Origin of the sequence: Stenotrophomonas sp., assembly GCF_032103445.1 — a bacterium.
In the GTDB taxonomy this organism is placed as follows: Bacteria; Pseudomonadota; Gammaproteobacteria; order Xanthomonadales; family Xanthomonadaceae; genus Stenotrophomonas.
The window spans coordinates 1-25910 of record NZ_DAMDFR010000062.1 but is presented as its reverse complement, the minus strand read 5'-3'; the positions used below and the strand labels follow the sequence as shown (position 1 = coordinate 25910).

Genomic DNA, 25910 nt, shown 5'->3' with positions numbered 1-25910 from the left:
CCCGCGCCGCCGCACTGCCGGCCAACGAGCCGCTGTACAACTTTGCCGGCCGCGCGCTGATTGCCCGCGGCCTCCCGTTGCCGCGCCCGTTTGATCGCGACGGCGTGGCCCAGTTCGACACCAGCAAGCGCCCGCCGGCGCTCAGCGACGGCTACCGTCCGCCGGTGAAGATGGCGGTGCTGCTGCCGCTCAGCGGCCGCCTTGCCACCGCCGCGCAGCCGGTCCGCGACGGCCTGCTCAGTGGCTACTACGGTGAAACCCGCCGCCGCCCGGACATCCAGTTCATTGACACCGCCGGTACCCCGGCCGGTGCGATCGCCGCCTATGACAAAGCCATCGTGGCCGGTGTCGACTTCGTGGTGGGGCCGCTGGGCCGCGATGAAGTGGACGCGGTGTTCGGCCGCACCGAACTGCCGGTGCCGGTGCTGGCGCTGAACCGTGGCAAGAGCAGCCCCCCGGCCGGCAGCGCCGGCTTCTCGCTGGCCCCGGAAGACGACGGCATCATCGCCGCCGAGTACCTGCGCGGCCGCGAGCGCAGCAAGGTGCTGGTGCTGCACAGCAATGACGACAACGGCCGCCGTACCGCTGCCGCCTTCCGCGAGCGTTTCAGCCAGCGTGGCGGGCAGGTCGTGGCGACCATCGGCATCAACGAAACCGTGGGCGACATCGGCGCGCAGATCCGCGCCGCCGGTGCGGTCGATGGCGTGCTGCTGGCGGTGAAGGCCCCGCAGGCGCGCCAGCTGGCTCCGCAGCTGGCCCTGGCCGGTGCCGGCGGTGCCAGCCGCGTCGGCACCTCGCAGCTGACGCTGGGCACCGGCAAGCCTGAAGAAGACATGGCGCTGGACGGCATCGTCTATCCGAACGAAGCCTGGAACGTGCGCGGCGTGGCCGGCCTGCCGTCAGCCGCGACCGCGGGTCAGATCCTGCCCACCGCGCGCGGTGCGGCCGGTCGCCTGTTCGCGTTCGGCTTCGACGCGTGGAAGATCAGCGCGTATCTGGACAAGGTGGCCAATGAAGGCGGCTTGGCCGGTGCCACCGGCACGCTGTTCCTGGACAGCAACGGCAACGTGCTGCGGGTGCCGGCATGGTCCACTTTCAGCGGTGGTCGTCCGATGCCGGTCGCCAACTGAGCCGCGCGTGACCAGCGCACGGGCGCAGCGTGGTGCGGCGGTGGAAGCCGCCGCGCTGGTGCACCTGCGCGAAGCCGGGCTGCAACTGCTGGCACGCAACGTGCGGTTCAAAGGTGGCGAGCTGGATCTGGTGATGCGCGACGGTGACACCACGGTGTTCGTGGAAGTGCGCTATCGCGCCGATGACCGGTTTGGTGGCGGTGCGGCCTCGGTGGATCTGCGCAAGCGGCGCAAAGTGGTGCTGGCGGCGCAGTTGTACCTGCAGCGGCACCCGGCGCTGGCGAAACGACCGTGCCGGTTTGATGTGATCGATGCCAGTGGGATGCCGGTGCAGCTGAAATGGCTGCGTGCGGCGTTCCGGCTGGAGGATTGTGGATTTTCCTGATGAACGCTTCTTTGCCTGCTGCTTTTTCTGCTGAACTTGGTGCGCTGCTGGGCGCGGACGGCTGGCGCGCCGATGCTGCGGCGCTGGAGGCGAACGCGCAGGACAACTCGTGGCGGCATGCGCTGCCGTCCGGGGTGGCACTGCCCACCGACCGCGAACAGGTGGTGGCGATCGTGCGCGCCTGCCGTGCGCATGGCGTACCGATCGTGGCACGCGGTGCCGGCACCGGCACCACCGGTGCGGCGGTGCCGGTAAACGGCAGCATCGTGCTGTCGCTCGCACGCATGAACCGCATTGTGGACATCCAGCCCGGCAACCGCTGTGCGGTGGTCGAACCCGGCGTGCTCAACGGCGATCTGCAGCATGCGCTGGCTCCGCACGGCCTGTTCTGGGCCCCGGATCCGTCCAGCGCCGACATCTGCAGCATCGGCGGCAACCTGGCCTGCAACGCCGGCGGCCCGCGCGCGGTGAAATACGGCACCAGCCGCGACAACGTGCTCGGCTTGGTTGCTGTCACCGGTGCCGGCGAGCTGATTCAATGTGGCGGGGCCTATACCAAGGATGCCACCGGCTACGACCTCACCCACCTGCTGGTGGGCAGCGAAGGCACGCTGGCGATCATCGTCGAAGCCACCTTGAAGCTCACGCCGCGGCCAGTGACCCAGGCCGGCCTGCGCGTGCTGTACCGCGATGCGGATGCGGCCGCTGCGGCGGTCTCTCGATTGATGGCGCAACCGGTGGTCCCGACCCGGCTGGAGTTCATGGATGCGCGCAGCCTGGAACTGCTGCGCCGAAACGGGGCCGAGGTGCCCGAGGCCGGCGCGATGCTGCTGGTCGAGGCCGATGGCGACCACGACACCCTGCCCTATCTGCTGCAGGCGCTGGCCGATGCCGCCGAGGGTGACGGCATGCTGGCGCTGGACGTGGCGATGGAAGGCAGTGCACGTGAAGCGCTGTGGGCCGCGCGCAAGGCGCTGTCGCCGGCGCTGAAGAGCATCGCCCCGGGCAAGATCAATGAAGACGTGGTGGTACCGGTCTCGCGCATTCCGGACCTGGTCGCCGGCGTGCAGGCATTGGCGCGCGAGCACAATCTGGTCATCGTCACCTTTGGTCATGCCGGCAACGGCAACCTGCACGTCAACATCCTGTATCACCCGGATGACGCAGACGAAAACGCACGTGCGCATGCCGCGCTGCCGAAGGTCTTCGAACTGACCCTGGCGCTGGGCGGAACGTTGTCCGGCGAACACGGCATCGGCCTGGCCAAGCGCGATTTCATGGCCCAGGCGTTCAGCCCTGCCACCTTGGCGACGATGCGGGCGATCAAGCAGGCACTGGACCCGGACGGCATTCTGAACCCCGGCAAGGTGCTGCCGCCCAGCTGAACATCTGGGAATAGTTGCAATTTGTTGCATGGTGCCAGGTGCGCCGGTCCGGGATGGTGGCGGCCATTTCCGACAGCCCCAGACCCCTACCATGCCTACTCCCAACGGTGCCCATCGCCGCCCTGCCCTGCGGCCGCTGGCCTGCAGCATTCTGTTCGCCCTTGCCGCCGGCCCGCTGGACGGGTTACAGGCGCGCGAACTGAACAACGAGCACATCAGCATCGACCAGGACCATGCCGTTGAAGCGTGGCGGCTGATCAATGGCGCGACCCTGCAGGTGCACGGCGCCACCACGCATACGATCAGCGTGAACGATACCAGCGCGCTGATGCTGTCCGGTGCCACGGTCATCCGCAATGACGGCCCCAACCCGATGTCGGCCTACGCGATGGAAGTACTGGGCAGCAGCGACGCCATCGCGACCAACAGCCACTTCGTGGATGGCGGTGTCTGGGTAGCGGGCCGTTCGAGTGCCACCCTGACCAACAGCCACATCGAAGTACGCAGTAGTGCTCCCGGGTTTGACACCAACGCCCGCCCGGCCTGGGGCCTCAGCATCAATGACGGCGGCATTGGCGCGATTGCGAACCCGAGTGTGGTGCTGGACAATTCGTGGATCACCGTGGCCGACCGCGCCGACCAGGATCCCTACGGCTCCGGTGTCGGTGCCTACATGACGGCGGGTACCCTGACCCTGCGCAATGACTCCATGATGGACGCCGCCAATGTGGGGGTGGTCGTGGTCGGGGCGGGACGCGATCACCCTGTCAACCTGGAGCTGGATCGCTCACACATCCAGTCAGGTCGCGCTTCCGGAATCGAGTTCGCCGCATCGGGGAATGCCAACGCGATCTTCAACGTGACCGTCGCCAATGGTTCCACCATCAAGCCGGGCGACGGCACCCTGCTGCGGGTTCACGCCTACAGGAACAGTGTCGCCTTCGGTGACAACCAGGTGAACTTCACCGTATCCAACAGCGCGCTGGAAGGCGACGTGGTGTTTGACGACAGCCTGATGAAGGGACGTGTCGATGTGGTACTGCAGAACCGCGCCGGGTTGAAGGGAATGTTCAGCAATGTCACCTCGGCCGCAATCGACACCCACAGCACGTGGCAACTTACGGGTGACAGCAGCGTCGGGCATCTGGAACTGGGGGAGTCCGGCATGGTCGAACTAGGCAGCGATGCCCCCAATGGTCAGTTCAACACTCTGACGCTCGACACCTTCGACGGCAGCGGCGGCAACATCACCTTCAACACCGTGCTGAACGGTGATGACTCCGCAACCGACAGACTCATCATCAGCGGCGATGCCACGGGCCAGGCGGGCGTGATCGTGCGCAATGCAGGCGGCCAAGGGGCGCAGACCGAAACCGGCATTGAACTGATCAGCATCGGTGGCGCATCCAACGCCGGGTTCGACCTGCTGGGTCGTGCGGTCGGCGGGCAGTACGAGTACTTCCTGGTGAGGGGCGACAACGGCAACTGGTACCTGCGCTCGCAGCTGGAGGAACAGCCGGAGACGCCGCATGAGTGTCTGCAGGATCCGACCCTGCCGCAATGCGAGATCACCCTGCCGGTGGAACCAATTGATCCGGAAGATCCGGATATCGAAGATCCGGACGTCGAAGACCCCGATACCGGGAACCCTGATCCCGACAACCCGGACCCGGAGAAGCCCCCCGTTCCGCAACCGGTGCTGCGCCCGGAAACCGGCGCGTACCTGGCCAACCAGGCCGCCATGGACCAGCTGCTGCAGCACAGTGTGCAGACCCGCATGGGCCGCGCCATGGCCGATGACGGCATCCGCACCTGGGCGGTGACCGACGTCGCCGAAAGCCGCCAGCAGCTGACCGGCCAGCAGCGCTTCGCGTCCACCCGTCAGCGCCTGCAGGTGGGGGCCGACATCGGCGTGTTCGACGGTGGCCAAGGCCGCGTGGGCGCGATGCTGAGCGCCGGCAAGGCCGACGCTACCGTGCGTTCGACGGTCACCGGTTACCGCGCCGAGGGCACCGTCGAGGGCGGTGCACTGGGCGTGTACGCACACTGGTCGAACGATGCGCTGTATCTGGATGCTTCCATGCAGCACGGCCGCTTCCGTAACACCGTGCACGGCGAGGGTCTGCAGGCTGAACGCTACAACAGCCGTGCCTGGCAGAGCGCCATTGAAGCCGGCTACCGCTTCGATCTGGGCCGCATCGGTGGCTTGGCGCTGAATCTTCAGCCGCAGTTGCAGCTGAGCTACATCGACGCCTCTACCGTCGCGCACGTCGAGTCCAATGGCACCGTAGTGCGCGGTACGGGGGCCAGTGGCCTGTCCACCCGCGTCGGCCTGCGTCTGCAGGGCGAGGCGACGACGGCGGGAATGCACTTTGCTCCCTACGTGACCCTCAGCGGCTACCGCGACAGCCGCCACGCCGCCGTGGTTTTCGACGGCGACACGGTGCGGGGCGGCCTGCCGCGCGAGCGCGCCGAACTCAACCTCGGTGGCCAACTGCAGCTGGGAATCGGCCTCACCGCCTGGGGTGAGGTCGGTGCCAGCCACGGTGATGATCGCTACCGCGACACCGCCGCGCGCATCGGTGCAACTTACCGTTGGTAAAGGCCGAAAACGACAGCGCCGGAACCCTTCCGGCGCTGTCACCGCATCACGTCGCATGATGCGGTTTTGAAACTAGTTGCATTGGGATGGGGTAGGAAAAATCTGAAACTGCGCGCCCTCGCAGCGTCAGCTCGTGTGCGCGCGTCACCGCACGCTGCGGGATTCCTCTCCCCCAAGGAACACTGCAATGACCCACCACGACGGCACTCCCCGCCGCCGACCGGCCCTGCGCCCGCTCACCTGCGGCGTGCTGTTGGCCCTGACGACCCTGTCGACGACCAGCGCATTAGCCCGAAATCTGGACAACGAGAGCGAAACCATCGATGAAAACGCCCCGGTCGAAGACTGGAGCCTGACAAACGGAGCCGAGCTGACCGTCAATGGCGGCAGCACAAAGACCATCATGGCCATGGACAGCCGTGTCGAGCTGAACAACGCGCTGGTCACCCGCGACGAGGCCGTCGGGCTCGCTCACGCGCTGGAACTGCGCAGTTCGCAGGGCTTCGTAAACGGCACCCGACTCGTCGGCGGTGGCCTGATGGTGAACGGCACCGGACACGGCACGCTGACCAACAGCTCGATTCTGATTGATGCCTCCGCACCGGGCATGGGCGACAACTCGTTTGTGGCCTACGGCATCGTCATCCAGGCCCCGGGTGCAACCGGTAACCCGAGTGTGCTGCTGGACAACTCCACCGTCAGCGTCGCTGACCGCGCCGATCAAGCCCCCTACAGCTCGGGCATCGGTGCCTATCTGCGCGCGGGCGGCATCGAAATGAAGAACGGCTCGGCGATCAGCGCTGCCAACGCCGGCGTCATCGTGCACAGCCAGCAGACACTCGCGCACGACTTCCGTGTGCACCTGGATGGGTCGCACATCACGTCCGGCCGCGGCGCGGCAATCGAGGTGGTTGCACAGGATGACGCTGACAACACCGTGGACATCCGCGTCAGCGAGGGTTCCACGCTCACCGGCGGCGACGGCAATCTGCTGTTGGTCCGCTCCTTCAACGGCCTGCAGACGACCGGCAACAGCCAGGTCAACTTCAGCGTCTCCAACAGCACGCTGGAAGGCAACATCACCTTCGACGACAGCAGGATGAGTGGTCGCGTCGACGTTGCACTGCAGGCCAACGCACACCTGAAGGGCATCTTCAACAACGTCACCGCCGCCAGCATCGGCACCGGCAGCAGCTGGACGCTCACCGGTGACAGCACGCTTGGGCACCTGGAGCTCGGCGCGGTCGGCAATGTGGTGCTGGGTGACAACGCCGGCAGCGGCCAGTTCAACACGCTGTCCCTGGACACCTTCAACGGCAGTGGCGGCGACATCATCTTCAACACCGTACTGAACGGCGATGAATCCGCCACCGACAAGCTGGTCATTAGCGGCGATGCCAACGGCCAGGCCGATGTAGTCGTGCGAAACGCGGGCGGCCAAGGCGCACAGACCGACAAGGGCATTGAACTGATCACCATTGGCGGCAACTCCAACGCCGAGTTCGACCTGCTGGGTCGCGCGGTCGGCGGTCAGTACGAGTACTTCCTGATCAAGGGCAACGACGGCAACTGGTACCTGCGCTCGCAGCTGGACGAGCAGCCGGAAACCCCGCACGAATGCCTGCAGGACCCGACCCTGCCGCAGTGCGAGATCACCCTGCCGGTAGAGCCGATTGATCCGGAGAATCCGGATCCGGAAAACCCGGACCCGGAGAATCCCGACCCGGAGAACCCGGATCCCGAGAATCCGGATCCCGAGAACCCCGACCCGGAAGAACCGTCGGTTCCGCAGCCGGTGCTGCGTCCCGAAACCGGGGCCTACCTGGCCAACCAGCAGGCCATGGACCACTTGCTGCAGCACAGCGCACAGACCCGCATGGGTTCTGGTCGTGCAGAGGACGGCATCCGCACCTGGGCGGCAACCGATATCGCCGAGAGCCGCCAGCACCTGACCGGCCAGCAGCGCTTCAAATCCACCCGCCAGCGCCTGCAGGTCGGGGCCGACATCGGCGTGTTCGACCGCGGCCAGGGCCGCGTCGGCGCGATGCTGAGCGCCGGCAAGGCCGACGCCACCGTGCGCTCGACCGTCACCGGCTACCGCGCCGAAGCGACCGTGGAAGGCGGTGCCGTGGGTGCGTATGCCCACTGGTCCAACGACACGCTGTACCTGGACGCCTCGGTGCAGCACGGCCGTTTCCGCAACACCGTGCACGGTGAAGGACTGCAGGCCGAGCGCTATGACAGCCGCGCCTGGCAGAGCGCCATCGAAGCGGGCTATCGCGTTGACCTGGGCCGCATCGGCGGTCTGGCGCTGAACCTGCAGCCGCAGCTGCAGTTGAGCTACACCGATGCCGCGACCGACGCCCACGTCGAGTCCAATGGCACCGTGGTGCGCAGTGCCGGGGCCAGTGGCCTGTCCACCCGCCTCGGCCTGCGTCTGCAGGGCGAGATGAGCACCGGCAGTACCGCGTTCGCGCCATACGTCACCGTGAACGGCTACCGCGACAGCCGCAACGCCGGGATGGCCTTCGATGGTGAAACGGTGCTGGGCGGCCTGCCGCGCCAGCGTGCCGAACTGAAGGTCGGCGGTCAGCTGCGGCTGGGCAGCGGCTTGTCGGCATGGGGTGAGATCGGAGCCAGCCACGGCGACGATCGCTACCGCGATACCGCCGCACGCATCGGAGCGGCGTACCGCTGGTAACTGTTGAACAGGACAACGCCGGGCACTGCCCGGCGTTGTCGTGTCTGCCCTTCCCCTTTCAAGGAACCTGATGAAGAACACACACACGGCCGGCTCGGCCGTTCCCGCGCTGCGCCCGGCCGCCTGCGGCATCGTACTGGCGCTGGCCGGCCTCACTACAACGCCGCTGATGGCTCGCGAGCTGAACGGCGAGGACGCGTATGTCGGCCAGGACGACATTCCGGAAAGCTGGCAACTGACCAATGAGGCACGACTGGAAGTCAGCAGAGGCCGCACACTGGGAATCATGGCGACTGACAGCCGGGTGCGGCTGGCTGACGCCGTGGTTGCCCGCGACGGCCAGGACGACACGCATTCGGTGCAACTGCTGGGCGATTCCTCACTGATCGCCGAGCGCAGCCTCATCCAGCACGGCGGCATCCTGCTGGGCGGCGACTCGCGTGCCGCCCTCCGCGACAGCGAGATCCGCCTGCGCAGCGACGCAGCTGGATTCGGACGTCTGGACACCATCGGCATTGAACTGGTCGGCAACCCGGATGAACGAAATCCCAGCCTCACGCTGTTCGGCACGTTGATCACGGTGGAAGACAACGCCGCGAAAGATGATTTCAGTTCGGGCATCGGCATCCGTCAGGGTGCTGGCACCGTGGCACTGCGGCGGGGCACGAAGATCGTGGCCGACAACGTGGGAGTGCTCCTGCGCGGCATGAAGGCGGATGGAAGCCTGCTGTTGTTGAGCCTGGATGACGCTGACATCGAAACACGTCGCGGTGCCGCACTGCAGGTCGCACCCAACGACACCGCCAGCCATGACTATCAGATCACGGTGGCCAACGGCTCCACCCTGCGCGCCGGCAACGGCACCGCACTGCGGGTCGGCGGATTGCCGGGCAGCCATGCCAGCGGTGCCACCGTGGTGCGGTTCACCGTGGACGGCTCCGTCATCGCGGGCGATGTGATCTTCGACCCCACCACTGTGACCGGCAAGCTGGATGTGTCGTTGATGAACGAAGCCTACCTGCTGGGCCGCTTCGAGAACGTGAACTTCGTTGGCCTCATCAACGATGCACGCTGGCACCTGACCGGCGACAGCACGGTGCGCCACCTCCAGGTCAGTGGCACAGCGTCGGTGAAGCTGGGCCTCGGCCAGGACGGCACCTTCAATACCCTGACGGTGGACAACTTTGAGGGTCGCCAAGGCGAGCTGATCTTCAACTCGGTGCTCGGCGACGACAGCTCACAGACCGACCGCCTGGTGGTGACCGGCGATGCCAGCGGTGAAGCACGAGTAAGTGTGCTCAATGCCGGTGGCCAGGGCGGAAAGACCCACCAGGGCATCCAGCTGATCCGTATTGATGGCGCTTCCGATGCGCGGTTCACGCTGCAGGGCCGCGCGGTCGGCGGGCAATATGAGTACTTCCTGGTCAAGGGCGAGGATGGCAGCTGGTACCTGCGTTCACAGCAGGACGAGCAGCCGGAACCGCCGCACGAGTGCCTGCAGGACCCGACCCTGCCGCAGTGCGAGATCACCTTGCCGGTCGAGCCGATTGATCCGGACGGTCCGGATATTGAGGATCCGGACATTGAGGACCCGGATATCGAGGATGCCGACACGGGCAAACCCGATATTCCGCAGCCGGTGCTGCGTCCTGAAACCGGGGCGTATCTGGCCAATCAGGCCGCCATGGACCAGCTCCTTCAGCATGACGCGCAGACCCGCATGCGTGCGCGCCGCGCAGACGATGGCCTGCGCACATGGGCGGCGACCGATATCGCCGAAAGCCGGCAGCAGCTGACCGGCCAGCAGCGCGTCGAATCCAACCGCCAGCGACTGCTGGTCGGGGCCGATTTCGGCGTATTCGACGGCGGCCAAGGGCGCGTCGGCGCGATGCTGAGCGCCGGCAAGGCCGACGCCCGCGTGCGCTCGACCGCCACCGGCTACCGCGCCGAAGGCACCGTCGAAGGCGGGGCGCTGGGCATGTACGCACACTGGTCGAACGACGCGCTGTATCTGGACGCTTCCGTGCAGCACGGTCGCTTCCGCAACACCGTGCACGGCGAAGGGCTGCAGGCTGAGCGCTATGACAGCCGTGCCTGGCAGAGCGCCATCGAAGCGGGCTACCGCATTGACCTGGGCCGCATCGGCGGTCTGGCGCTGCATCTGCAGCCGCAGATGCAGCTGAGCTACACCGATGCCGCGACCGACACCCATGTCGAGTCCAACGGCACCGTGGTGCGCAGCATCGGGGCCAGCGGCCTGTCCACCCGCGTCGGCCTGCGCCTGCAGGGTGATGCCGTGGTCGGCAGCAGCCAATTCGCTTCGTACATGACCATCAACGGCTACCACGACAGCCGCAACGCCGGGATGGTCTTCGATGGTGAAACGGTGCTGGGCGGCCTGCCGCGCGAGCGCGCCGAACTCAATGTCGGCAGTCAGCTGCGGCTGGGCGAGGGCTTCTCGGCCTGGGGCGAGCTGGCGGCCAGCCGCGGCGGAGACCACTACCGCGACACCGCCGCCCGCATCGGCGCTGCCTGGCACTGGTAAGCACAGCACATCACTACACTTCTGAAAAACAAATTACATGACACACGCTCACCCCGCCGGCCGCACTGACCGCCGTCGCCCCACCCCGCTGCAGCCGCTGGCCTGCGGCATCGCCCTCGCCCTCACTGGCCTGGCCCCGCTGGGGCTGATGGCGCGCGAACTGGATGGCGTCACCGAGGACGTCTTCCATGGCGATGACCCAGAAATGTGGGAGCTGCGCAACGAAGCGCAGTTGAATGTCCGCAATGGCCATACGCTGGGAATCACCGCTGAGAACAGCGGGATCATGCTGCATGGTGGCTCAGTGGCCCGCACCAGTGCCTTCGACACGGTGTCCATCCTGCTGACCGGAAACTCTCTGCTGGATGCGATGAACTCGCATATCTACAACGGCGGCATCGCCATCCGCGGTTCGTCCGAGGCCAACCTGAGCGGCAGCCGCATCGTCATTGACGAGAACGCGCAGGGTTTCGCCAGTCTGGACACGGTGGGCATCGCCATCAGCCAGGGTGAGCGTGCGTCGGCCTGGCTGTTCGGCTCCAGCATCACCGTAGTCGACAACCCGGCCAAGGAGCACTTCCACTCCGGCGTGGGGATCCGCCAGTCGGCGGGTACGGTGCGCTTGACCGGCAACTCGTCGATCACCGCCGCCAACGTCGGCGTCGTGCTTTATGGAACGCTGGATCTGCATAACCCCATCGAACTCGATATCGACGGATCGCACGTGCAGTCCGGACGCGGGCCCGCCATCGAAGTGGCTCCCGGCAGGGCAAACAACAGCTACATCATCAAGGTGAGCAATGGCTCCAGCCTGCACGGTGGCGATGGCAATCTGTTGCTGGTCAGCGACAGGGGGATGGACACTCCCGCGGCGAGTTGGAGCCGCGTCAATTTCCTGGTCGACAGGACCGAGCTGGAGGGGAACATCACGGTTGACGACTCCGCGGTCGACGCTGACGTTCATGTTTACCTGGAGTACGGTGCGCATCTGGCCGGCCGCATGCACCAGGTCGACCATGTCTTCATTGATGAAGGACGCTGGACCCTGACCGGCGACAGCGTCGTCAGTCACCTCTCGCTCGTTGACGGGGCGCAGGTCCAGCTGGGTGACGGCAACACGTTCAATACGCTTTATGTGGATTCGTTCAGCAGCCACGACAGCACCCTGGTCTTCAACACCGTGCTGGAGGGCGACGGTGCCCGCACCGACACGCTGGTGATCGAGGGCGATGCGGATGGTCGTGCCAATGTGGTGGTCAGAAATGCAGGTGGCCAAGGCGCACAGACCGATCAGGGCATCGAGCTGATCACCATCGGGGGCGACTCCGGCGCGGATTTCACTCTGCTGGGCCGTGCGGTCGGCGGGCAGTATGAGTATTTCCTGGTCAAGGATGATTTCAACGGCAACTGGTACCTGCGCTCGCAGCTGGAAGAGCAGCCGGAAACCCCGCACGAATGCCTGCAGAACCCGCAGCTGCCGCAGTGCGAGATCACCCTGCCGGTGGAGCCGATCTACCCGGAGGGTCCGGATATTGAAGATCCCGATATCGAGGACCCGGATATCGAGGATCCCGACATCGAAGATCCGGACACGGGCAACCCCGGGCTTCCGCAGCCTGTGCTGCGCCCGGAAACCGGGGTCTACCTGGCCAACCAGTTCGCCAGCAGCGAACTGTTGCAGCAGCGAGCACGCGAGCGGATGATCGCGGCCGAAGCCGTGGAAGGTCTGCGCACCTGGGCCACGACCGGGAACAGCGAGCAGCGCATGCAGGTGACCGGGCAACAGACGCTGCGCTCACGCCAGCAACGCCTGCAGGTGGGCGCGGACATCGGCGCGTTCGATCACGGCCAGGGCCGACTGGGGGCGATGCTGACCGCCGGTCGCGCCGACAGCACTGCGCGCTCCAGCGTCACTGGCTATGCGGCGGAAGGCCGAGTGGAAGGTGGAGCAGTGGGACTGTACGCACATTGGGCACGGGACGCGCTGTACCTGGATGCAACCGTGCAGCACGGTCGCTTCAGCAACCGCGTGCAGGGCGAAGGCATTGCGCTTGAACGGTATGACACGCAGCTGTGGCAGAGCGCGCTGGAGGCCGGCTACCGGTTCCGCGCCGGCCAGATCGGCAACATGACGCTGCAGGTGCAGCCGCAGGTACAGGTGACCCACACCCGCGCGGCGATGGACGCACATGTGGAAGACAACGGCACCCTGGTCGAGCAGATCGATGGCAGTGGGTTGTCCACGCGATTGGGGCTGCGCCTGGAAGGTGACGTGGCTGCTGCCCGCGCGCATCTGAAGCCCTACATGGAACTCCATGCGCATCATCGCGGTACTGCGGGAGGATTCCGTTTCGATGGCGAGACGCAGAATGCAGTCGGGCCGCAGACGTGGACGACCCTCGCCGTCGGTGGGCAGGCGCAGTTTGGCGGAGGCCTGGCAGCGTGGGGCGAATTCGACCTCGGCCAGGGTGGCGAGGGCTATCGCGAGCTGGGGGCTCGCGTGGGCGTCAGTTACCGCTGGTAGGAATTGCGATTTACAGGAAGTGTTCGTAGCCGGCGGTGCCGCGTTCGTTGCCATCGGCCACGACGCCCTGGCCCTGCACCATCTCACCGATGCGGGTGAGCGGTAGTACGAGCCGCTCACCCAGAGCTTCAATCGCTGCGCGCTTTGCAGCCGGCGCGGTGAAGCACAATTCGTAATCGTCGCCGCCGCGCAGGGCGGCATCGCGTGCATGGGTGTCGCCCACCCGTGCGCGTGCTGCGGCCGACAGCGGCAGGCAGGCGGGGTCAATCCGCGCACCGGCACCGCTGCGCGCACAGATATGTCCAAGGTCGGCCAGCAGGCCGTCGGAAACATCCACAGCGGCATGCGCCACGCCCACCAGCGCGCGCCCCAGGGCGACCCGCGGAGTGGGCCGCGCCAGCCGCAGGCGCAGATGTTCGACCTGCGCATCTTCTGCCGGGCCACGCACATCGAGCGTACCGCCCTGCCAAGCGCGCAGTGCAATCGCCGCATCGCCCAACGTACCACTGACCCAGATGTCATCGCCTACCTGCGCAGCGTCGCGACGCAGCGCGCTGCCCGGGGTTACCTGCCCCATCGCGGTGACCGACAACGACAGCGGCCCGCGCGTGGTGTCGCCACCAATCAGCACGATGCCGTGGGTGTCGGCCAGTGCGAAGAAACCGTCGGCGAATCCATCGACCCAGACTTCTTCTGCGTTTGGTAATGACAGCGCCAGCGTGCACCACGCCGGCTGCGCGCCCATCGCGGCCAGATCGGAAAGATTGACCGCCAGGGTTTTCCAGCCGATATCCGCCGCCGGCGTTTCCGGCGGAAAGTGCACACCACTGTTGAGCGTATCGGCGGTCACTACGAGCTGCAGACCGGCCTGCGGCTGCAGCAGCGCGGCGTCGTCGCCGATGCCGAGCGCGATGTCCGCACGCGCGGCGGTGCGCGCGCGGATACGGTCGATCAGCGAGAACTCGGCCAGCGCCATGGGGCGATCAGCCGCCGTTTTCGACCTTGCGCCATTCCACGGCGGCGCGATCCAGCACGCCGTTGACGTAGGTGTGGCCGTGCTCGGAGCCGAACCGCTTGACCGATTCGATGGCTTCGTTGATCACCACGCGGTACGGCACGTCCAGGCGGTAGCGCAGCTCATAGGCAGCCACGCGCAGCGCGGCGCGTTCGATCGCGTCTACTTCCTCGATGCCACGGTCGAGGTACGGGGTCAATGCCTCGTCCAGGTCTTTACGGTGGTCGAGCACACCGTGGATCAGGGCCTCGAAATAGGCCAGATCGGCAATTTCGCGGGCCTGCTCGTGAGCAAACTGGGCAATCAGGCTCTGTGCGTTGCCGCCGGAGATCTGCCAGGCGTAAACGGCCTGCAGGGCGCGACGGCGCGCGCGCGAGCGCAGCACCGGGTCGATGCCATCGCGGCGGACCGGCTTGCCGGACGGCTTGCCCGGGGATTTATTGTTCACGGCAACTGCTCCAGAAGATTGACCATTTCCAATGCCGCCAGTGCGGCTTCCTCGCCCTTGTTGCCATGGCTGCCGCCGGCACGGGCCTCGGCATCTTCCGCACGTTCCACCGCCAGCACGCCGTTCAGCACCGGCACGCCGAAGTCCAGCTGCACGCGCATCAGGCCTTCGGCGCAGCGGTCGGCCACGTGTTCATAATGGCGGGTGTCGCCACGGATCACGCAGCCCAGGGTGATGATGGCGGCATGTTCATGGGCCGCGGCCAGGCGAGCGGCCACCAGCGGCAGCTCCCAGGCACCCGGAACGCGGATCACGTCGATGTCGGCTTCAGCAATGCCGTTGCCGGCCAGGCTCTGCCGGGCACCGGCCACCAGCACGTCGGTGATGCGGGCGTTCCAGCGGCTGGCGAGGATGGCGAAGCGGGCCGTTTCCGGCGTGCGGAGGTCGCCTTCGTAGTGGCTCATGGTCGAGGGGGAATCCGGTAAGGAGGGATATTCTAGCGTATGGCCGGGCGGAGCCCGGGGAATGATGGGGCGTAGAGCCGGGCTTGCCCGGCTGACGGTGGGTCGCGCAGCCGGGCAAGCCCGGCTCTACCACCGCGAAGCCACGCAGGGCGTGGCTCTACGGGGCCAGATCAGCGCCGATGGCGACGTCCGGCGGCCGGGGTCACGGGGTGACCGTCTCGACGACTTCCAGGCCGTAGCCGGACAGGCCGATCTGGCGGCGGGGAGTGCCCAGCACGCGCAGCTTGCCCAGGCCGAGGTCGGACAGGATCTGCGCACCGGCACCATTGCGCCGCCACTGGCTGACGTCCTTGTCCTTGCCCGGGGCCACCGGCTGCGGTTGCTGGCGCAGACGGGCCAGCAGGGCCTGGCCGTCGCGCGGGGCCGACAGCACCACCATTACCCCGCGCTCGGCGGCGGCAATGGCGCGCAGGGCGTCGGTGGCGGCCACGCCGAAGTCGTCGCGCCGCCAGTGCAGCAGGTCGGCCAGCGGGTTCTCCACCTGCACCCGGACCAGGGTCGGGTCGGCATCGACGGTGCCGCGCACCATCGCAAAGTGCACGTCGTGGGCGATGCGGTCGCGGTAGGTGACCAGGGTGAACGGACCGAACTCGGTCTCGATCTCGCGTTCGTCAACGCGCTCGACGGTCTTCTCGGTGGCCAGGCGATACGCGATCAGGTCGGCGATGGAACCGATCTTCAATCCGTGCTCGCGGGCGAACACCTCCAGTTCCGGGCGGCGCGCCATGCTGCCGTCGGGGTTGAGGATCTCCACCAGCACACCGGCCGGTTCCAGCCCGGCCAGCATCGCCAGGTCCACACCGGCTTCGGTATGGCCGGCACGGGTCAGCACCCCGCCCGGCTGGGCGATCAGCGGGAAGATGTGCCCGGGCTGGTGCAGGTCGCTCGGCTTGGCGTCCGGCTTCACGGCGGTGCGGATGGTGTGGGCGCGGTCGTAGGCTGAAATGCCGGTGGTGACGCCCTCGGCCGCTTCAATGCTGACCGTGAAGTTGGTCTGGAACTGCGCGGTATTGGCCTGGACCATCGGCGCCAGGCCGAGGTCGGCGGCGCGTTCGCGGGTCAGCGGCAGGCACACCAGGCCACGCCCGTGGGTGACCATGAAGTTGATGTCCGACGGCTTGACCAGCTCGGCGGCCATGATCAGGTCGCCTTCGTTCTCGCGGTCTTCGTCATCGACGATGACCACCATGCGGCCCTGGCGGATGTCTTCCAGAATCTCGGGAATGGGGGCGAAATTCATGCGTGTGCTCCGGTCAGACGCTCCACATAACGGGCGATCAGGTCGATTTCCAGGTTCACCGCGGTGCCGACGCGGGCGGTGGCGAAGGCGGTATGGGCGACAGTGTGCGGAATCAGCGCGACCTCGAAGCCGGCGTCATCAACCTCGTTGACGGTCAGGCTCACCCCGTCGACGCAGATCGAGCCCTTCTTGGCGATATAGCGCAGCAGGTCTGCCGGCGCGGCGAAGCGCCAGCGCTGGGCGCGGGCGTCGTCATGGATGGAGACCACTTCGCCCAGGCCATCGACATGACCGCTGACCAGGTGACCACCGAGCCGGTCGGTCGGGCGCATCGCCCGCTCCAGATTGATGATCGCGCCGTCGGCGAGTTGGCCCAGGGTGGTCAGCCCCAGGGTCTCGGTGGAGGCATCGGCCTGGAAGGACACCGCGTCAAAGGCGATCACGGTCAGGCACACGCCGTTGATGGCGATGCTTTCGCCCAGCTGGACGTGGTCGAACGGCAGGCTGCCGACGTTGAAGGTAAAGCGGACATCGCCGCCAAGAGATTCGCGTGCGGCCACATGGCCGACGCCTTCGATGATTCCGGTAAACAAAGGAACGTTCTCCGCGAAAAGTGAGCGAAAAACGCCGCAAGGCAAACAGGCGGGCACAGGGCCATCGCAGGCCCTGGAGCACCGTCTTCTTTCATCCGGACTATACCGTCGGCTCCGGCATTGGACCGGATCTGCTGACCTTCCGACGGGGGCCGGAAGCGCTCGCGGGCTTGTGCTTGCGCACCTACCGCCGGTGGGGAATCGCACCCCGCCCTGAAGACGTTTGATTATGCCGGCGGACCGGCGCGGAGATTATAACAGCCCAGGCTGAGCGCTCGCTTTCTGTAAAATATTTGTTAAACTCCGCGCCGCGGCGATGATCGCCGACCTGCCGTCCCATGAGGGGCCGGCTGAAATGGACCTCATTCCCAAGGAACCGCCATGCGCAAGATTCTCGTTCTGGCCGCCGCCCTGCTGGCTGCCGCCCCGCTCGCCGCTTCGGCCGATGCGCTCAGCTACACCTACGTTGAAGGCGGCTGGACCCAGCTGCAGGTCAGCCAGCCGGGCAGCAACCCGAAGCTGGACGGCGGCTACATCCGCGGTTCGTTCGCGATTGCCGAGCAGGTCTATGTGTTTGGCGGTTACAGCACCGTGTCGAAGAAGTACCACTACGAAGACAGCTTCGGCCCGTACAGCATCGAAAACACCATCGAGCAGCCGGAACTGGGCATCGGCTACCACATGCCGATCAGCGACCGTCTGGACTTCACTGCCGACCTCGCCTGGATGCGCATCAACAATGAGCTGGAGTACAAGGACGACCAGTTCTCCGAGCGCGATGAAGCCCACACCAATGCCGGCCGTGCGGCTTTCGGCGTGCGTGGCAAGCCCTCCAAGCGCACCGAAGCGTGGCTGAAGGCTGGCTACATCGACGGCAGCGACATGGACGGCGAATGGATCGGCACCCTGGGTGGCCAGATCAACTTCACCCAGACCTGGGGTCTGGTCGGCGAAGCGCAGTACTTCGACGACATCACCCAGTACTCGGTGGGCGTGCGCGCAAGTTTCTGATCGGGCAGCAGGGTTTATCCCTGCGCTGTGATCGAACGGGCCCCGCAAGGGGCCCGTTTTTTTGTGGGACGATGACAAACCGGAACGTAGAGCCACGCCCTGCGTGGCTGCACTTCGTTCCGGCGTCATAAATGCCTGACGCAGGTCTTCGATCATTTTCCGACGCCGGCAGATGCGCCGCGTCGTCCGGAATGTGTCTTCGGACGCTTGCGCCGCGCTGCGCGCGGGTACCACGCATGGCGTGGTACCTACGAATTTTTACGTGCGCAGGACGATGGCGTTGTTGACCCCAGTGGGGTTTACGCGGGCCGCAGAAGCAGGCGCAGATCGTCGCCGACCTGGCGCTGATCGATCACACGTAGTCGCTGCTGCTGGTCCATCGACGTGATGCCCAGCCCATCCAGCAGCGGGCGACCTTGTTCGCCCAACAGCGTGGGGGCTTGATACAGCAGCAGTTCGTCGACCAGACCGGCACGCAGCAAGGCACCGGACAACGTCGCTCCGGCTTCGGTGTGCACCTCATTGATCTCCCGCTCGGCCAGTAACGCCATCACCGCTGCCAGATCGAAGCGCCCGTCACGCAGCGGCAGGGCCTGGAACTGCGCGTCCGTGTCGGCCGGCGCTGGCACGTCTTCGCCATGCAGATACAGCGTGGCCGCATCACCTTCGCGCACCCGGCGCTGCGCCAGCGTGCGCAGCCGCGCATCCAGCACCACCCGCAGCGGCGGCAGCACGTCGGATTCGGCCAACCGGACGGTCAGCTGCGGATCATCGGCCAGCACCGTGCCGGCCCCGGTCAGGATTGCCCCGGCACGCGCGCGCCAGTGCTGCACGTCTTCACGCGCAGCAGGTCCGGTGATCCACTTGGACGACCCGTCGGCCATCGCGGTCCGGCCGTCCAGGCTGGCCGCCAGCTTGACCCGAAGCCAGGGCCGGCCGCACTCGATCCGCGACAGGAAGCCGTGATTCAGCTCGCGCGCCTGCGTCGCCATCAGCCCTTCGGCGACCTCGATCCCGGCTTCGCGCAGCAGAGTGAAGCCGCCGCCGTCAACCTTGGGGAACGGATCGCGCATCGCCGCTACCACCCGCCCTACCCCGGCCTCGATCAACGCCAGCGCGCACGGCGGCGTGCGGCCGTAGTGCGCACAGGGTTCCAGGGTGACGTAGGCAGTGGCACCGCGGGCAGTGTCTCCGGCCGCGCGCAGGGCGTGGATCTCCGCGTGCGGGCCGCCGGCACGCTGGTGCCAGCCCTCGCCGACGACCCGTTCGCCGTGCGCGATGACACAGCCCACCATCGGGTTGGGGCGCGTGGTGTAAGCGGCACGCTCGGCCAGGCGCAATGCGCGGGCCATGTGCAGGTGGTCTATCGAGGAGAACGTCATGTCGACGATGGTAATGCAGCGGGGCAAGCCCCGCTCTACGTCGGGTTCAGCCTTTCTTCTTCTTCGTCAGGGCGATCACATCGCCCAGCAGCTGCAGCTGCTCGGTGCTGGCCGGCAGGTCGCGTTCGAGCTTCTCGATTTCCTCGCGGAAATCGGCGACGTCCTCGAAACTGCGGTACACCGAGGCAAAACGCACATAGGCCACATGGTCGAGCTTGCGCAGCTCGTTCATCACGAACTCGCCGACCTTGATCGATGGAATCTCGCGCTCACCGCACATGCGCAGCTGGTGCATTACCGCGCGCACGGCGAGCTCGATCTTCTCTTCCGGCACCGCCCGCTTCTGCAGCGCGCGGTCAAAGCCGACCCGCAGCTTGCGGGCGTCGAAGGCTTCACGGCTGCCGTCGCTTTTGACGATGGCCGGCAGCTTCAATTCGATGGTTTCCAGCGTGCTGAAGCGCTCGTTGCAGGCCTCGCACTCACGCCTACGCCGGATCGTCGCGCCGTCTTCAGAGACGCGCGAGTCAATCACCCGGGTATCAGCATGCTGGCAGAACGGACAGTGCATGAAGCGCCTTGCATCGAAAAAACGTCATGCTGCGGTCACCGCAGCGTCGCAAAGGTACCTGAGAAGCCCTGCTCACAGCAAATCACAGCGTATTTCACACCTGCCGCGAAGGCCGCCGGGCGAACCCGGCGGCCCTGGCATCACCCGTAGACCGGGTACTTGCGGCACTGCGCGCTGACTGCATCTCGCACGCGGGCGATGACGGCCTCGTCGGCCGGGGCGTCCAGCACGTCGGCGATCAGGTTGGCCAGTTCCACGCAGTCCTGCTCGGTGTAGCCACGGGTGGTCACCGCCGGGGTGCCCAGGCGCAGGCCCGAGGTCACGAACGGCGAGCGCGGGTCGTTCGGCACCGAGTTCTTGTTGACGGTGATGTGGGCCTTGCCCAGCGCGGCTTCCGCGTCCTTGCCGGACACGTCCTTGCCGATCATGTCGACCAGCATCAGGTGGTTCTGGGTGCCGCCGGAGACGATCTTGTAGCCACGCGCGATCAGCGTGGTGGCCATCGCCTGGGCGTTCTTCACCACCTGCTGCTGGTAGGTCTTGAAGCCCGGCTCCAGCGCTTCCTTGAAGGCCACGGCCTTGGCCGCGATGACGTGCATCAGCGGACCGCCCTGGATACCCGGGAACACCACCGACTGCAGCTTCTTCTCGATCTCCTCGCCCGCACCCTTGGCCAGGATGATGCCGCCGCGCGGACCGCGCAGGGTCTTGTGGGTGGTGGAGGTGACCACGTGCGCGTGCGGCAGCGGGCTCGGGTACACGCCAGCGGCAATCAGGCCGGCCACGTGGGCCATGTCGACGAACAGGAAGGCCCCGACCTTGTCGGCAATGGCGCGGAAGCGCGCCCAGTCGATCACCTGCGAATAGGCCGAGAAGCCGGCCACGACCATCTTCGGCTTGTGCTCCAGGGCCAGACGCTCGACTTCGTCATAGTCGATCAGGCCCTGCTCGTTCACCCCGTATTGCACGGCGTTGAAGATCTTGCCCGAGGCATTGACCTTGGCCCCGTGGGTCAGGTGACCGCCGTGCGCCAGGCTCATGCCCAGGATGGTGTCGCCCGGCTGCAGCAGGGCGAAGTACACCGCCTGGTTGGCCTGCGAACCGCTGTGCGGCTGCACGTTGGCGTAATCGGCGTCGAACAGCTGCTTGAGGCGGTCGATGGCCAGCTGTTCGGCCACGTCCACGTACTCGCAGCCACCGTAGTAGCGCTTGCCCGGGTAGCCTTCGGCGTACTTGTTGGTCAGCTGGCTGCCCTGGGCTTCCATCACTGCCGGGCTGGTGTAGTTCTCGCTGGCGATCAGCTCCACGTGGTCTTCCTGGCGCTGGACTTCAGCAGCCATGGCCTTGGCCAGTTCGGGATCGTAGGTTTCGATGCGGACGTCACGCGGGAACATCGCTTACTCCAGGCAGGGTGAGGGGAACGGCAGCCTTCCATTGTAAGGCCGGCGGGCCGGGCTGGCCCGTGCCGGAGGGCTGGACCGCCCACTTGTGCATATCCGGCCAAATAGCTGAATTGGGACACCGTTCCTTGAATTGTTCAGATTAATCGATCTCGAACCCTAAAGTCGTTCAGGCAGCGGCCGTTACCCCCAACTCAGGGAATCGTTTCTTTCAAACAGGGGTTGGCTTGTGAATCATGTGTATCGCGTGGTCTTCAACCACGCGCTGAAGTGCGTGCAGGTTGTGTCCGAATTCGCCCGCAGTCGCAGCACCGTCTCGTCTTCCGTCGCCCGCCGCGCACCGCAGCTGGCCGCGCTCTCCACCGCGATCGCACTGAGCTGCGCCGCTCCGGCCGCACTGGCGGCAGACCCAGGCTGGAACGCATGGCTGGGCGGCAATGGCACCCACTGGTCTACGCCGGGCAACTGGGCCCAAGGCGAGCCGACCAGCAATTCGGCTGCCGCCTACATCGACAGCGGCCGCACGGCCGAAGTGCTGACCACCGGCGAACAGTCCAATCACCTGCACGTCGGCGATACCGGTCGCGGCAACCTCAACATCCTGGGCGGTGGTCAGCTGACCACCCGGGTCATCTACATCGGCACGGGTGTCCAGAACGCGTCGACCCAGGCTGCCGATGGCCGCGTTCGCATCAGCGGAGCCGGCTCCAGCTGGACCGCACTGCAAACCATCGGCGTGGGCCACTGGGGCAGCGGCCTGGTTGACGTCGAAGACGGGGCGCGGTTGGCCGTCAACATCGATTCCTACATCGGATCCGGCGTCGGAAGCGTCGGCGTGGTCAACGTCACCGGCCCCGATTCGAGCTACACCACTGCCAGCAACCTGATGGTCGGCCACTTCGGCAACGGTACGGTGACGGTGAAAGACGGGGCCACGGTCTCGGCGCGCACCTCCTTCGTTGGCCAGAACGCGGGTGCAACCGGCCTGATGGAGGTCAGCGGTGCCGGCAGCACCTGGACCACCACCGAGTCCGTCTACATCGGCCAGTCTTCCACCGGTACCGCGCACATCCTGCAGGGCGGAACGGCAACGGCCGGGTCGGGCCTCAATCTGGGCTCTGACGCCAACGGCAACGGTTCGATCCTGATCTCCGGCGCGGACAGCACCTTCCAGACCAGCGCGCTCAAGGTTGGCATCAACGGTATCGGCCACTTCCAGGTCGATGATGGTGCGGTCGCCACGGTGAACGGCCGGGTCGACCTGGCCATGGCCGGTACGAGCCGCGGCACCATCAAGGTCGGACCCGGCGCGGTGCTCGCCGTGGGCGGAGCGACCACCTCGCAGATTTCTGCCGGTACCGGCCAGGGCCTGTTCGAGCTGGCCGGAGGTACGCTGCGTGCGAACGCAGCACTGATGTTGCTGAGCGACGTGGTGGTCAGCGCCGATTCGACGCTGGATACCCAGAGTGGCATCAGCGCCTATCGCACCTTCAGCGGAGCCGGCCAGCTGCGCAAGACCGGCCTCAGCACCTTGCTGCTGTTCGATGCGGACAGCAGCGCCTGGACCGGCGGCCTGCAGGTGGATGAAGGCCGCGTTTCGGTGTTTGGCAGCAAGTCTGTGGGTACCGGCGTGCTCGGCCTGGCCGACGGCACGACACTGGGCCTGGCCCACGCCGTGCAGCTGGATAACAGCGTGCAGCTGCAGGGTGAAGTCGCGATTGAAGTCGCCGACGGTGCCAGCGCGACCCTTGCCGGCAGCACGGCTGGCACCAGCAACAGCGTCCTGGTGAAGCGTGACGCCGGCACCCTTGCGCTTGCCGGTGACACCTTCGCTGGTGCAACCCGCGTGGAAGGCGGCACCCTGCGCGTCGCAGATCTGTCCACGCGCAACGTCGAGATCGTCAACGGCCGCTTCGTCGTCGACGATGGCGCGCGCGCAACCGTGCTTGGCTCCATCGACCTGGCCACCGCCGCCAACAGCATCGGCACCCTGACGATCGGGCAGGATGCCACGCTCATCCTGGGCGGCAGCACGCCGGCCTCCATCAGCACCGGCGCCGGTGAGGGACAGGTCGAGCTGGCCGGTGGCACCCTGTGGGCGGATACCGGCCTGCGCGTGGACAGCAACGTCGCGATCACGGCGGATTCGGGACTGGATACGACCAGCGATATCCTGCTGCGCGGCATCCTGAGCGGTAGCGGACAGCTGCAGAAGAGCGGCAGCGCGGCCCTCAATCTCGCCGACGTGGACAACAGCCAGTGGACCGGCGGTCTGCACGTGGAAGAAGGCTTGCTTCGCGTTGCCGGCAGCCAGGCGCTGGGCACCGGCGTGACCGAGCTCGCGGACGGCACCACCATGGAGCTCTTCGACGGCGTGCGCCTGAACAACGCCGTGTACCTGCAGGGCGAAGTGGGTATTGCGGTGGCCGACGGCGAGAGCGCAACGCTGGCCAACGCCAGCGGTGCTTCCGACGCCGTGCTGGTGAAGCGCGATGCCGGCACGCTCAGCCTGAACAGCAGCACGTTCGGCGCATCGACCCGCGTGGAAGGAGGGACGTTGCGCGTATCGGGCCTTTCCGCCGGCAACGTCGAGATCGGCAGCGATGCGACCTTCGAGATCGACACCACCCGTGTGCTGACCTACGCCGGCCAGTTCAGCGGTGACGGTGCCCTGCGCCAGGGTCGCCACTTCCTGACCCTGACCGGTGACAGCAGCGGGTTTGCCGGCACCACCGTGGTCAATGGCGGCATGCTGGCCGTGGAAGGCCAGCTGGGCGGACTGACCCAGCTGGAAAACTCGGCATTGCTGGCCGGCGACGGTCGCCTCGGCAGCGTCAGCCTGCTGAGTGGCAGCACGCTGTCGCCAGGCAGCCGCGTGAATGGCCTGATCGGTTCGATGACGCTGAGCGGCGATCTGCGCTTCGATCCCAGCGCGATCTTCCAGGTCGACCTGAGCGCGGACGGCCGCAGCGACCATGTCGACGTGGCAGGCAGCGCTTCGCTGGGTAATGCCAGCACCGTCGCCGTAGCTGCAGAGGGCGACTGGCAGGCCTCGACCCGCTACACCCTGCTGACCGCCAACGACGGCGTCGAGGGCACGTTCTCGGGCGTGACCAGCAACCTGGCCTTCCTCGACCCGACCCTGAGCTACGACGCCAACAACGTGTACCTGACCATGGCGCGCAACGACGTGTCGATGCCGGACATCGAGCTGGCCTTCCCGGACGTGGTGGTCAACACCAACCAGCAGGCCGTGGCCGGTGCGGTGGAAGCGCTGGGCGAAGGCAACGCGGTGTACGACGCGGTGGTGCGCCTGGAAGTCCCGCAGGTGGTGCCGGCGTTCGACAGCCTGAGCGGCGAAGTGCATGCCGCCCATCGCGGCACCCTGCTGCAGAACCGCTTCCTGCACGACGGCATCGACCGCCATCTGGACGGCCGCGCGATCAGCGGCGAAGTGTCGCCGGGCCTGCGCGTGTGGCTGGCCGGCAGTGGTGGCCAGCAGCGCACCGACGCCACCGCCAGCAATACCGCCACCCGCGTGTCGCAGGACGGCCTGATGGCCGGTGCCGGCTGGCAGGTCGGCGAGGCGCTGGAACTGGGCGTGGCCGCAGGTCAGCAGCGGCTGGAGACGCGTCTGCGCAGTGGTACGGGCCAGGCGGAAACCGACAGCACCGAGTACGGCGTGTATGCGGCCTACCAGTGGCAGGGCCTGCGTCTGCGCGGTGGTGTGACCCGGGCGGACTACCGCACCGACAGCACCCGTACCGCGCAGGTGGGCAGCACGCTGAGCGATACGCTGGTGGCACGTGAGGACGCGACGGGCACCACGGCGTTCGTGCGTGCCGGCTGGACGTTCGGCGGACCGCGCCTGCAGCTGACCCCGGAAATCGAGCTGGCGCAGGTGAATCTGGACAGCGATGGCAGCCAGGAGCGTGGTGGTGAAAGCGCCTTGGTGATCGGTTCCGCCGACAGTGACTACCGCACGGGTGTGGCAGCGCTGAAGGCCGACTGGGACATCAGCGGCGGCCAGCGTGACCGTGCAGTGCTGACCGCGCGGGTGGGCTGGCAGTACGCCGACGGCGACCGTCTGCCGCTGGCCGATGCCCGCTTCGTGGCAGGCACCCGCGATTTCAGCATCGCCGGCACGCCGCTGGCTCGCAGCACCGCGCTGGCACAGCTGGGCGTGGCCATCAGCCCGTCGGCGAACAGCCGCGTGTCGCTGCAGGTGCAGGGCCGTCGCGGCGGCGACCAGCGTGAGCTGGGCGCGCAGCTGGACTGGTCGGTCGGGTTCTAACGCCTGCTCGAACTGCAATTGCGATTGCAGGTACTACGTGGGGGTGCCGGGCTTTGCCCGGCACCCCTTTTGCATTCTGGCGAACAGCCGGTGGGCATCGGTTCCCGTGTTTGGCGGGTCGGGGCGGGCGTTCCGGGGGACGCTGCAAGTACGTCCATGTAAG

17 protein-coding genes and 1 riboswitch are annotated in these 25910 nt (G+C 66.7%); of the genes, 9 read left to right on the top strand and 8 right to left on the bottom strand.

The genetic code is table 11. The annotated features are described in order from the left end of the window. The 7 genes from RT551_RS17275 to RT551_RS17245 form a co-directional block, all read left to right on the top strand. On the top strand, positions 1-1130 hold a 1130-nt coding region (locus RT551_RS17275; protein WP_313460855.1), incomplete at its 5' end, for a penicillin-binding protein activator. A gap of 7 nt (positions 1131-1137) precedes the next feature. Further along, positions 1138-1515, top strand: coding sequence for a YraN family protein (locus RT551_RS17270; RefSeq protein WP_313460853.1), 378 nt, complete (start codon positions 1138-1140; stop codon positions 1513-1515). Next, positions 1515-2900, top strand: a complete 1386-nt coding sequence (locus RT551_RS17265) for an FAD-linked oxidase C-terminal domain-containing protein (RefSeq protein WP_313460851.1) — start codon at positions 1515-1517, stop codon at positions 2898-2900. Before RT551_RS17270 ends, RT551_RS17265 begins: the two co-directional genes overlap by 1 nt. Positions 2901-2991: 91 nt before the next feature. Further along, on the top strand, positions 2992-5502 hold the full coding sequence (locus tag RT551_RS17260; RefSeq protein ID WP_313460849.1) for an autotransporter outer membrane beta-barrel domain-containing protein: 2511 nt from the start codon (positions 2992-2994) through the stop codon (positions 5500-5502). 187 nt (positions 5503-5689) lie between these two features. Further along, positions 5690-8203 carry an autotransporter outer membrane beta-barrel domain-containing protein gene (locus tag RT551_RS17255; protein WP_313460847.1) on the top strand — a complete coding sequence of 838 codons (2514 nt, stop codon included), beginning with the start codon at positions 5690-5692 and terminating at the stop codon, positions 8201-8203. Between the two features lie 70 nt (positions 8204-8273). Beyond that, a complete protein-coding gene (locus RT551_RS17250) occupies positions 8274-10748 on the top strand; it encodes an autotransporter outer membrane beta-barrel domain-containing protein (protein ID WP_313460845.1) in 2475 nt (824 codons plus the stop codon). Between the two features lie 37 nt (positions 10749-10785). Continuing rightward, entirely contained in the window at positions 10786-13272 is a 2487-nt protein-coding gene (locus RT551_RS17245) for an autotransporter outer membrane beta-barrel domain-containing protein (protein ID WP_313460843.1), read from the top strand. A gap of 10 nt (positions 13273-13282) precedes the next feature. Here RT551_RS17245 and thiL read toward each other — a convergent pair whose 3' ends face one another. The 5 genes from thiL to RT551_RS17220 all read right to left on the bottom strand — a co-directional run bounded on the left by thiL (position 13283) and on the right by RT551_RS17220 (position 17092). Next, positions 13283-14242 (bottom strand): thiamine-phosphate kinase, encoded by a 960-nt coding sequence (thiL, locus tag RT551_RS17240; protein ID WP_313460859.1) that lies wholly within the window; start codon positions 14240-14242, stop codon positions 13283-13285. A gap of 13 nt (positions 14243-14255) precedes the next feature. Beyond that, a complete protein-coding gene (gene nusB, locus RT551_RS17235) occupies positions 14256-14735 on the bottom strand; it encodes a transcription antitermination factor NusB (protein WP_313460841.1) in 480 nt (159 codons plus the stop codon). Then, a complete protein-coding gene (ribH, locus tag RT551_RS17230; RefSeq protein ID WP_125359942.1) occupies positions 14732-15199 on the bottom strand; it encodes a 6,7-dimethyl-8-ribityllumazine synthase in 468 nt (155 codons plus the stop codon). Before ribH ends, nusB begins: the two co-directional genes overlap by 4 nt. Positions 15200-15401: 202 nt before the next feature. Continuing rightward, complete coding sequence (ribB, locus tag RT551_RS17225) at positions 15402-16499, bottom strand: 3,4-dihydroxy-2-butanone-4-phosphate synthase (RefSeq protein ID WP_313460839.1); 1098 nt, start codon at positions 16497-16499, stop codon at positions 15402-15404. Next, a complete protein-coding gene (locus RT551_RS17220) occupies positions 16496-17092 on the bottom strand; it encodes a riboflavin synthase (RefSeq protein WP_313460837.1) in 597 nt (198 codons plus the stop codon). Before RT551_RS17220 ends, ribB begins: the two co-directional genes overlap by 4 nt. A gap of 79 nt (positions 17093-17171) precedes the next feature. Then, positions 17172-17317, bottom strand: a riboswitch (FMN riboswitch). A 156-nt stretch (positions 17318-17473) separates the two neighbouring features. Between RT551_RS17220 and RT551_RS17215 the strand changes: the two genes are divergently transcribed. Further along, positions 17474-18103, top strand: coding sequence for an outer membrane beta-barrel protein (locus tag RT551_RS17215; RefSeq protein ID WP_313460835.1), 630 nt, complete (start codon positions 17474-17476; stop codon positions 18101-18103). Between the two features lie 299 nt (positions 18104-18402). Here the strand turns inward: RT551_RS17215 and ribD are convergent, their stop codons facing one another. The 3 genes from ribD to glyA all read right to left on the bottom strand — a co-directional run bounded on the left by ribD (position 18403) and on the right by glyA (position 21447). Next, positions 18403-19485: a bifunctional diaminohydroxyphosphoribosylaminopyrimidine deaminase/5-amino-6-(5-phosphoribosylamino)uracil reductase RibD gene (gene ribD / locus RT551_RS17210; RefSeq protein ID WP_313460857.1), complete on the bottom strand. Its 1083-nt coding sequence runs from the start codon at positions 19483-19485 to the stop codon at positions 18403-18405. Between the two features lie 46 nt (positions 19486-19531). After that, a complete protein-coding gene (gene nrdR / locus RT551_RS17205; protein ID WP_282297956.1) occupies positions 19532-20053 on the bottom strand; it encodes a transcriptional regulator NrdR in 522 nt (173 codons plus the stop codon). A gap of 140 nt (positions 20054-20193) precedes the next feature. Next, positions 20194-21447: a serine hydroxymethyltransferase gene (glyA, locus tag RT551_RS17200; RefSeq protein ID WP_313460832.1), complete on the bottom strand. Its 1254-nt coding sequence runs from the start codon at positions 21445-21447 to the stop codon at positions 20194-20196. Between the two features lie 235 nt (positions 21448-21682). On the opposite strand from glyA, the gene RT551_RS17195 reads away from it, so the two are divergent. Beyond that, positions 21683-25747 (top strand): autotransporter domain-containing protein, encoded by a 4065-nt coding sequence (locus RT551_RS17195; RefSeq protein WP_313460831.1) that lies wholly within the window; start codon positions 21683-21685, stop codon positions 25745-25747. Positions 25748-25910: the final 163 nt, after the last annotated feature.

What these genes read in the sequence shown, in the direction of transcription:
- RT551_RS17265 (WP_313460851.1), top strand. Translation starts at nt 1,515, where the DNA reads ATGAACGCTTCTTTGCCTGCTGCTTTTTCTGCTGAACTTGGTGCGCTG.
- RT551_RS17260 (WP_313460849.1), top strand. Translation starts at nt 2,992, where the DNA reads ATGCCTACTCCCAACGGTGCCCATCGCCGCCCTGCCCTGCGGCCGCTG.
- RT551_RS17255 (WP_313460847.1), top strand. Translation starts at nt 5,690, where the DNA reads ATGACCCACCACGACGGCACTCCCCGCCGCCGACCGGCCCTGCGCCCG.
- RT551_RS17250 (WP_313460845.1), top strand. Translation starts at nt 8,274, where the DNA reads ATGAAGAACACACACACGGCCGGCTCGGCCGTTCCCGCGCTGCGCCCG.
- RT551_RS17245 (WP_313460843.1), top strand. Translation starts at nt 10,786, where the DNA reads ATGACACACGCTCACCCCGCCGGCCGCACTGACCGCCGTCGCCCCACC.
- ribH (WP_125359942.1), bottom strand. Translation starts at nt 15,199, where the DNA reads ATGAGCCACTACGAAGGCGACCTCCGCACGCCGGAAACGGCCCGCTTC.
- ribB (WP_313460839.1), bottom strand. Translation starts at nt 16,499, where the DNA reads ATGAATTTCGCCCCCATTCCCGAGATTCTGGAAGACATCCGCCAGGGC.
- RT551_RS17215 (WP_313460835.1), top strand. Translation starts at nt 17,474, where the DNA reads ATGCGCAAGATTCTCGTTCTGGCCGCCGCCCTGCTGGCTGCCGCCCCG.
- ribD (WP_313460857.1), bottom strand. Translation starts at nt 19,485, where the DNA reads ATGACGTTCTCCTCGATAGACCACCTGCACATGGCCCGCGCATTGCGC.
- nrdR (WP_282297956.1), bottom strand. Translation starts at nt 20,053, where the DNA reads ATGCACTGTCCGTTCTGCCAGCATGCTGATACCCGGGTGATTGACTCG.
- glyA (WP_313460832.1), bottom strand. Translation starts at nt 21,447, where the DNA reads ATGTTCCCGCGTGACGTCCGCATCGAAACCTACGATCCCGAACTGGCC.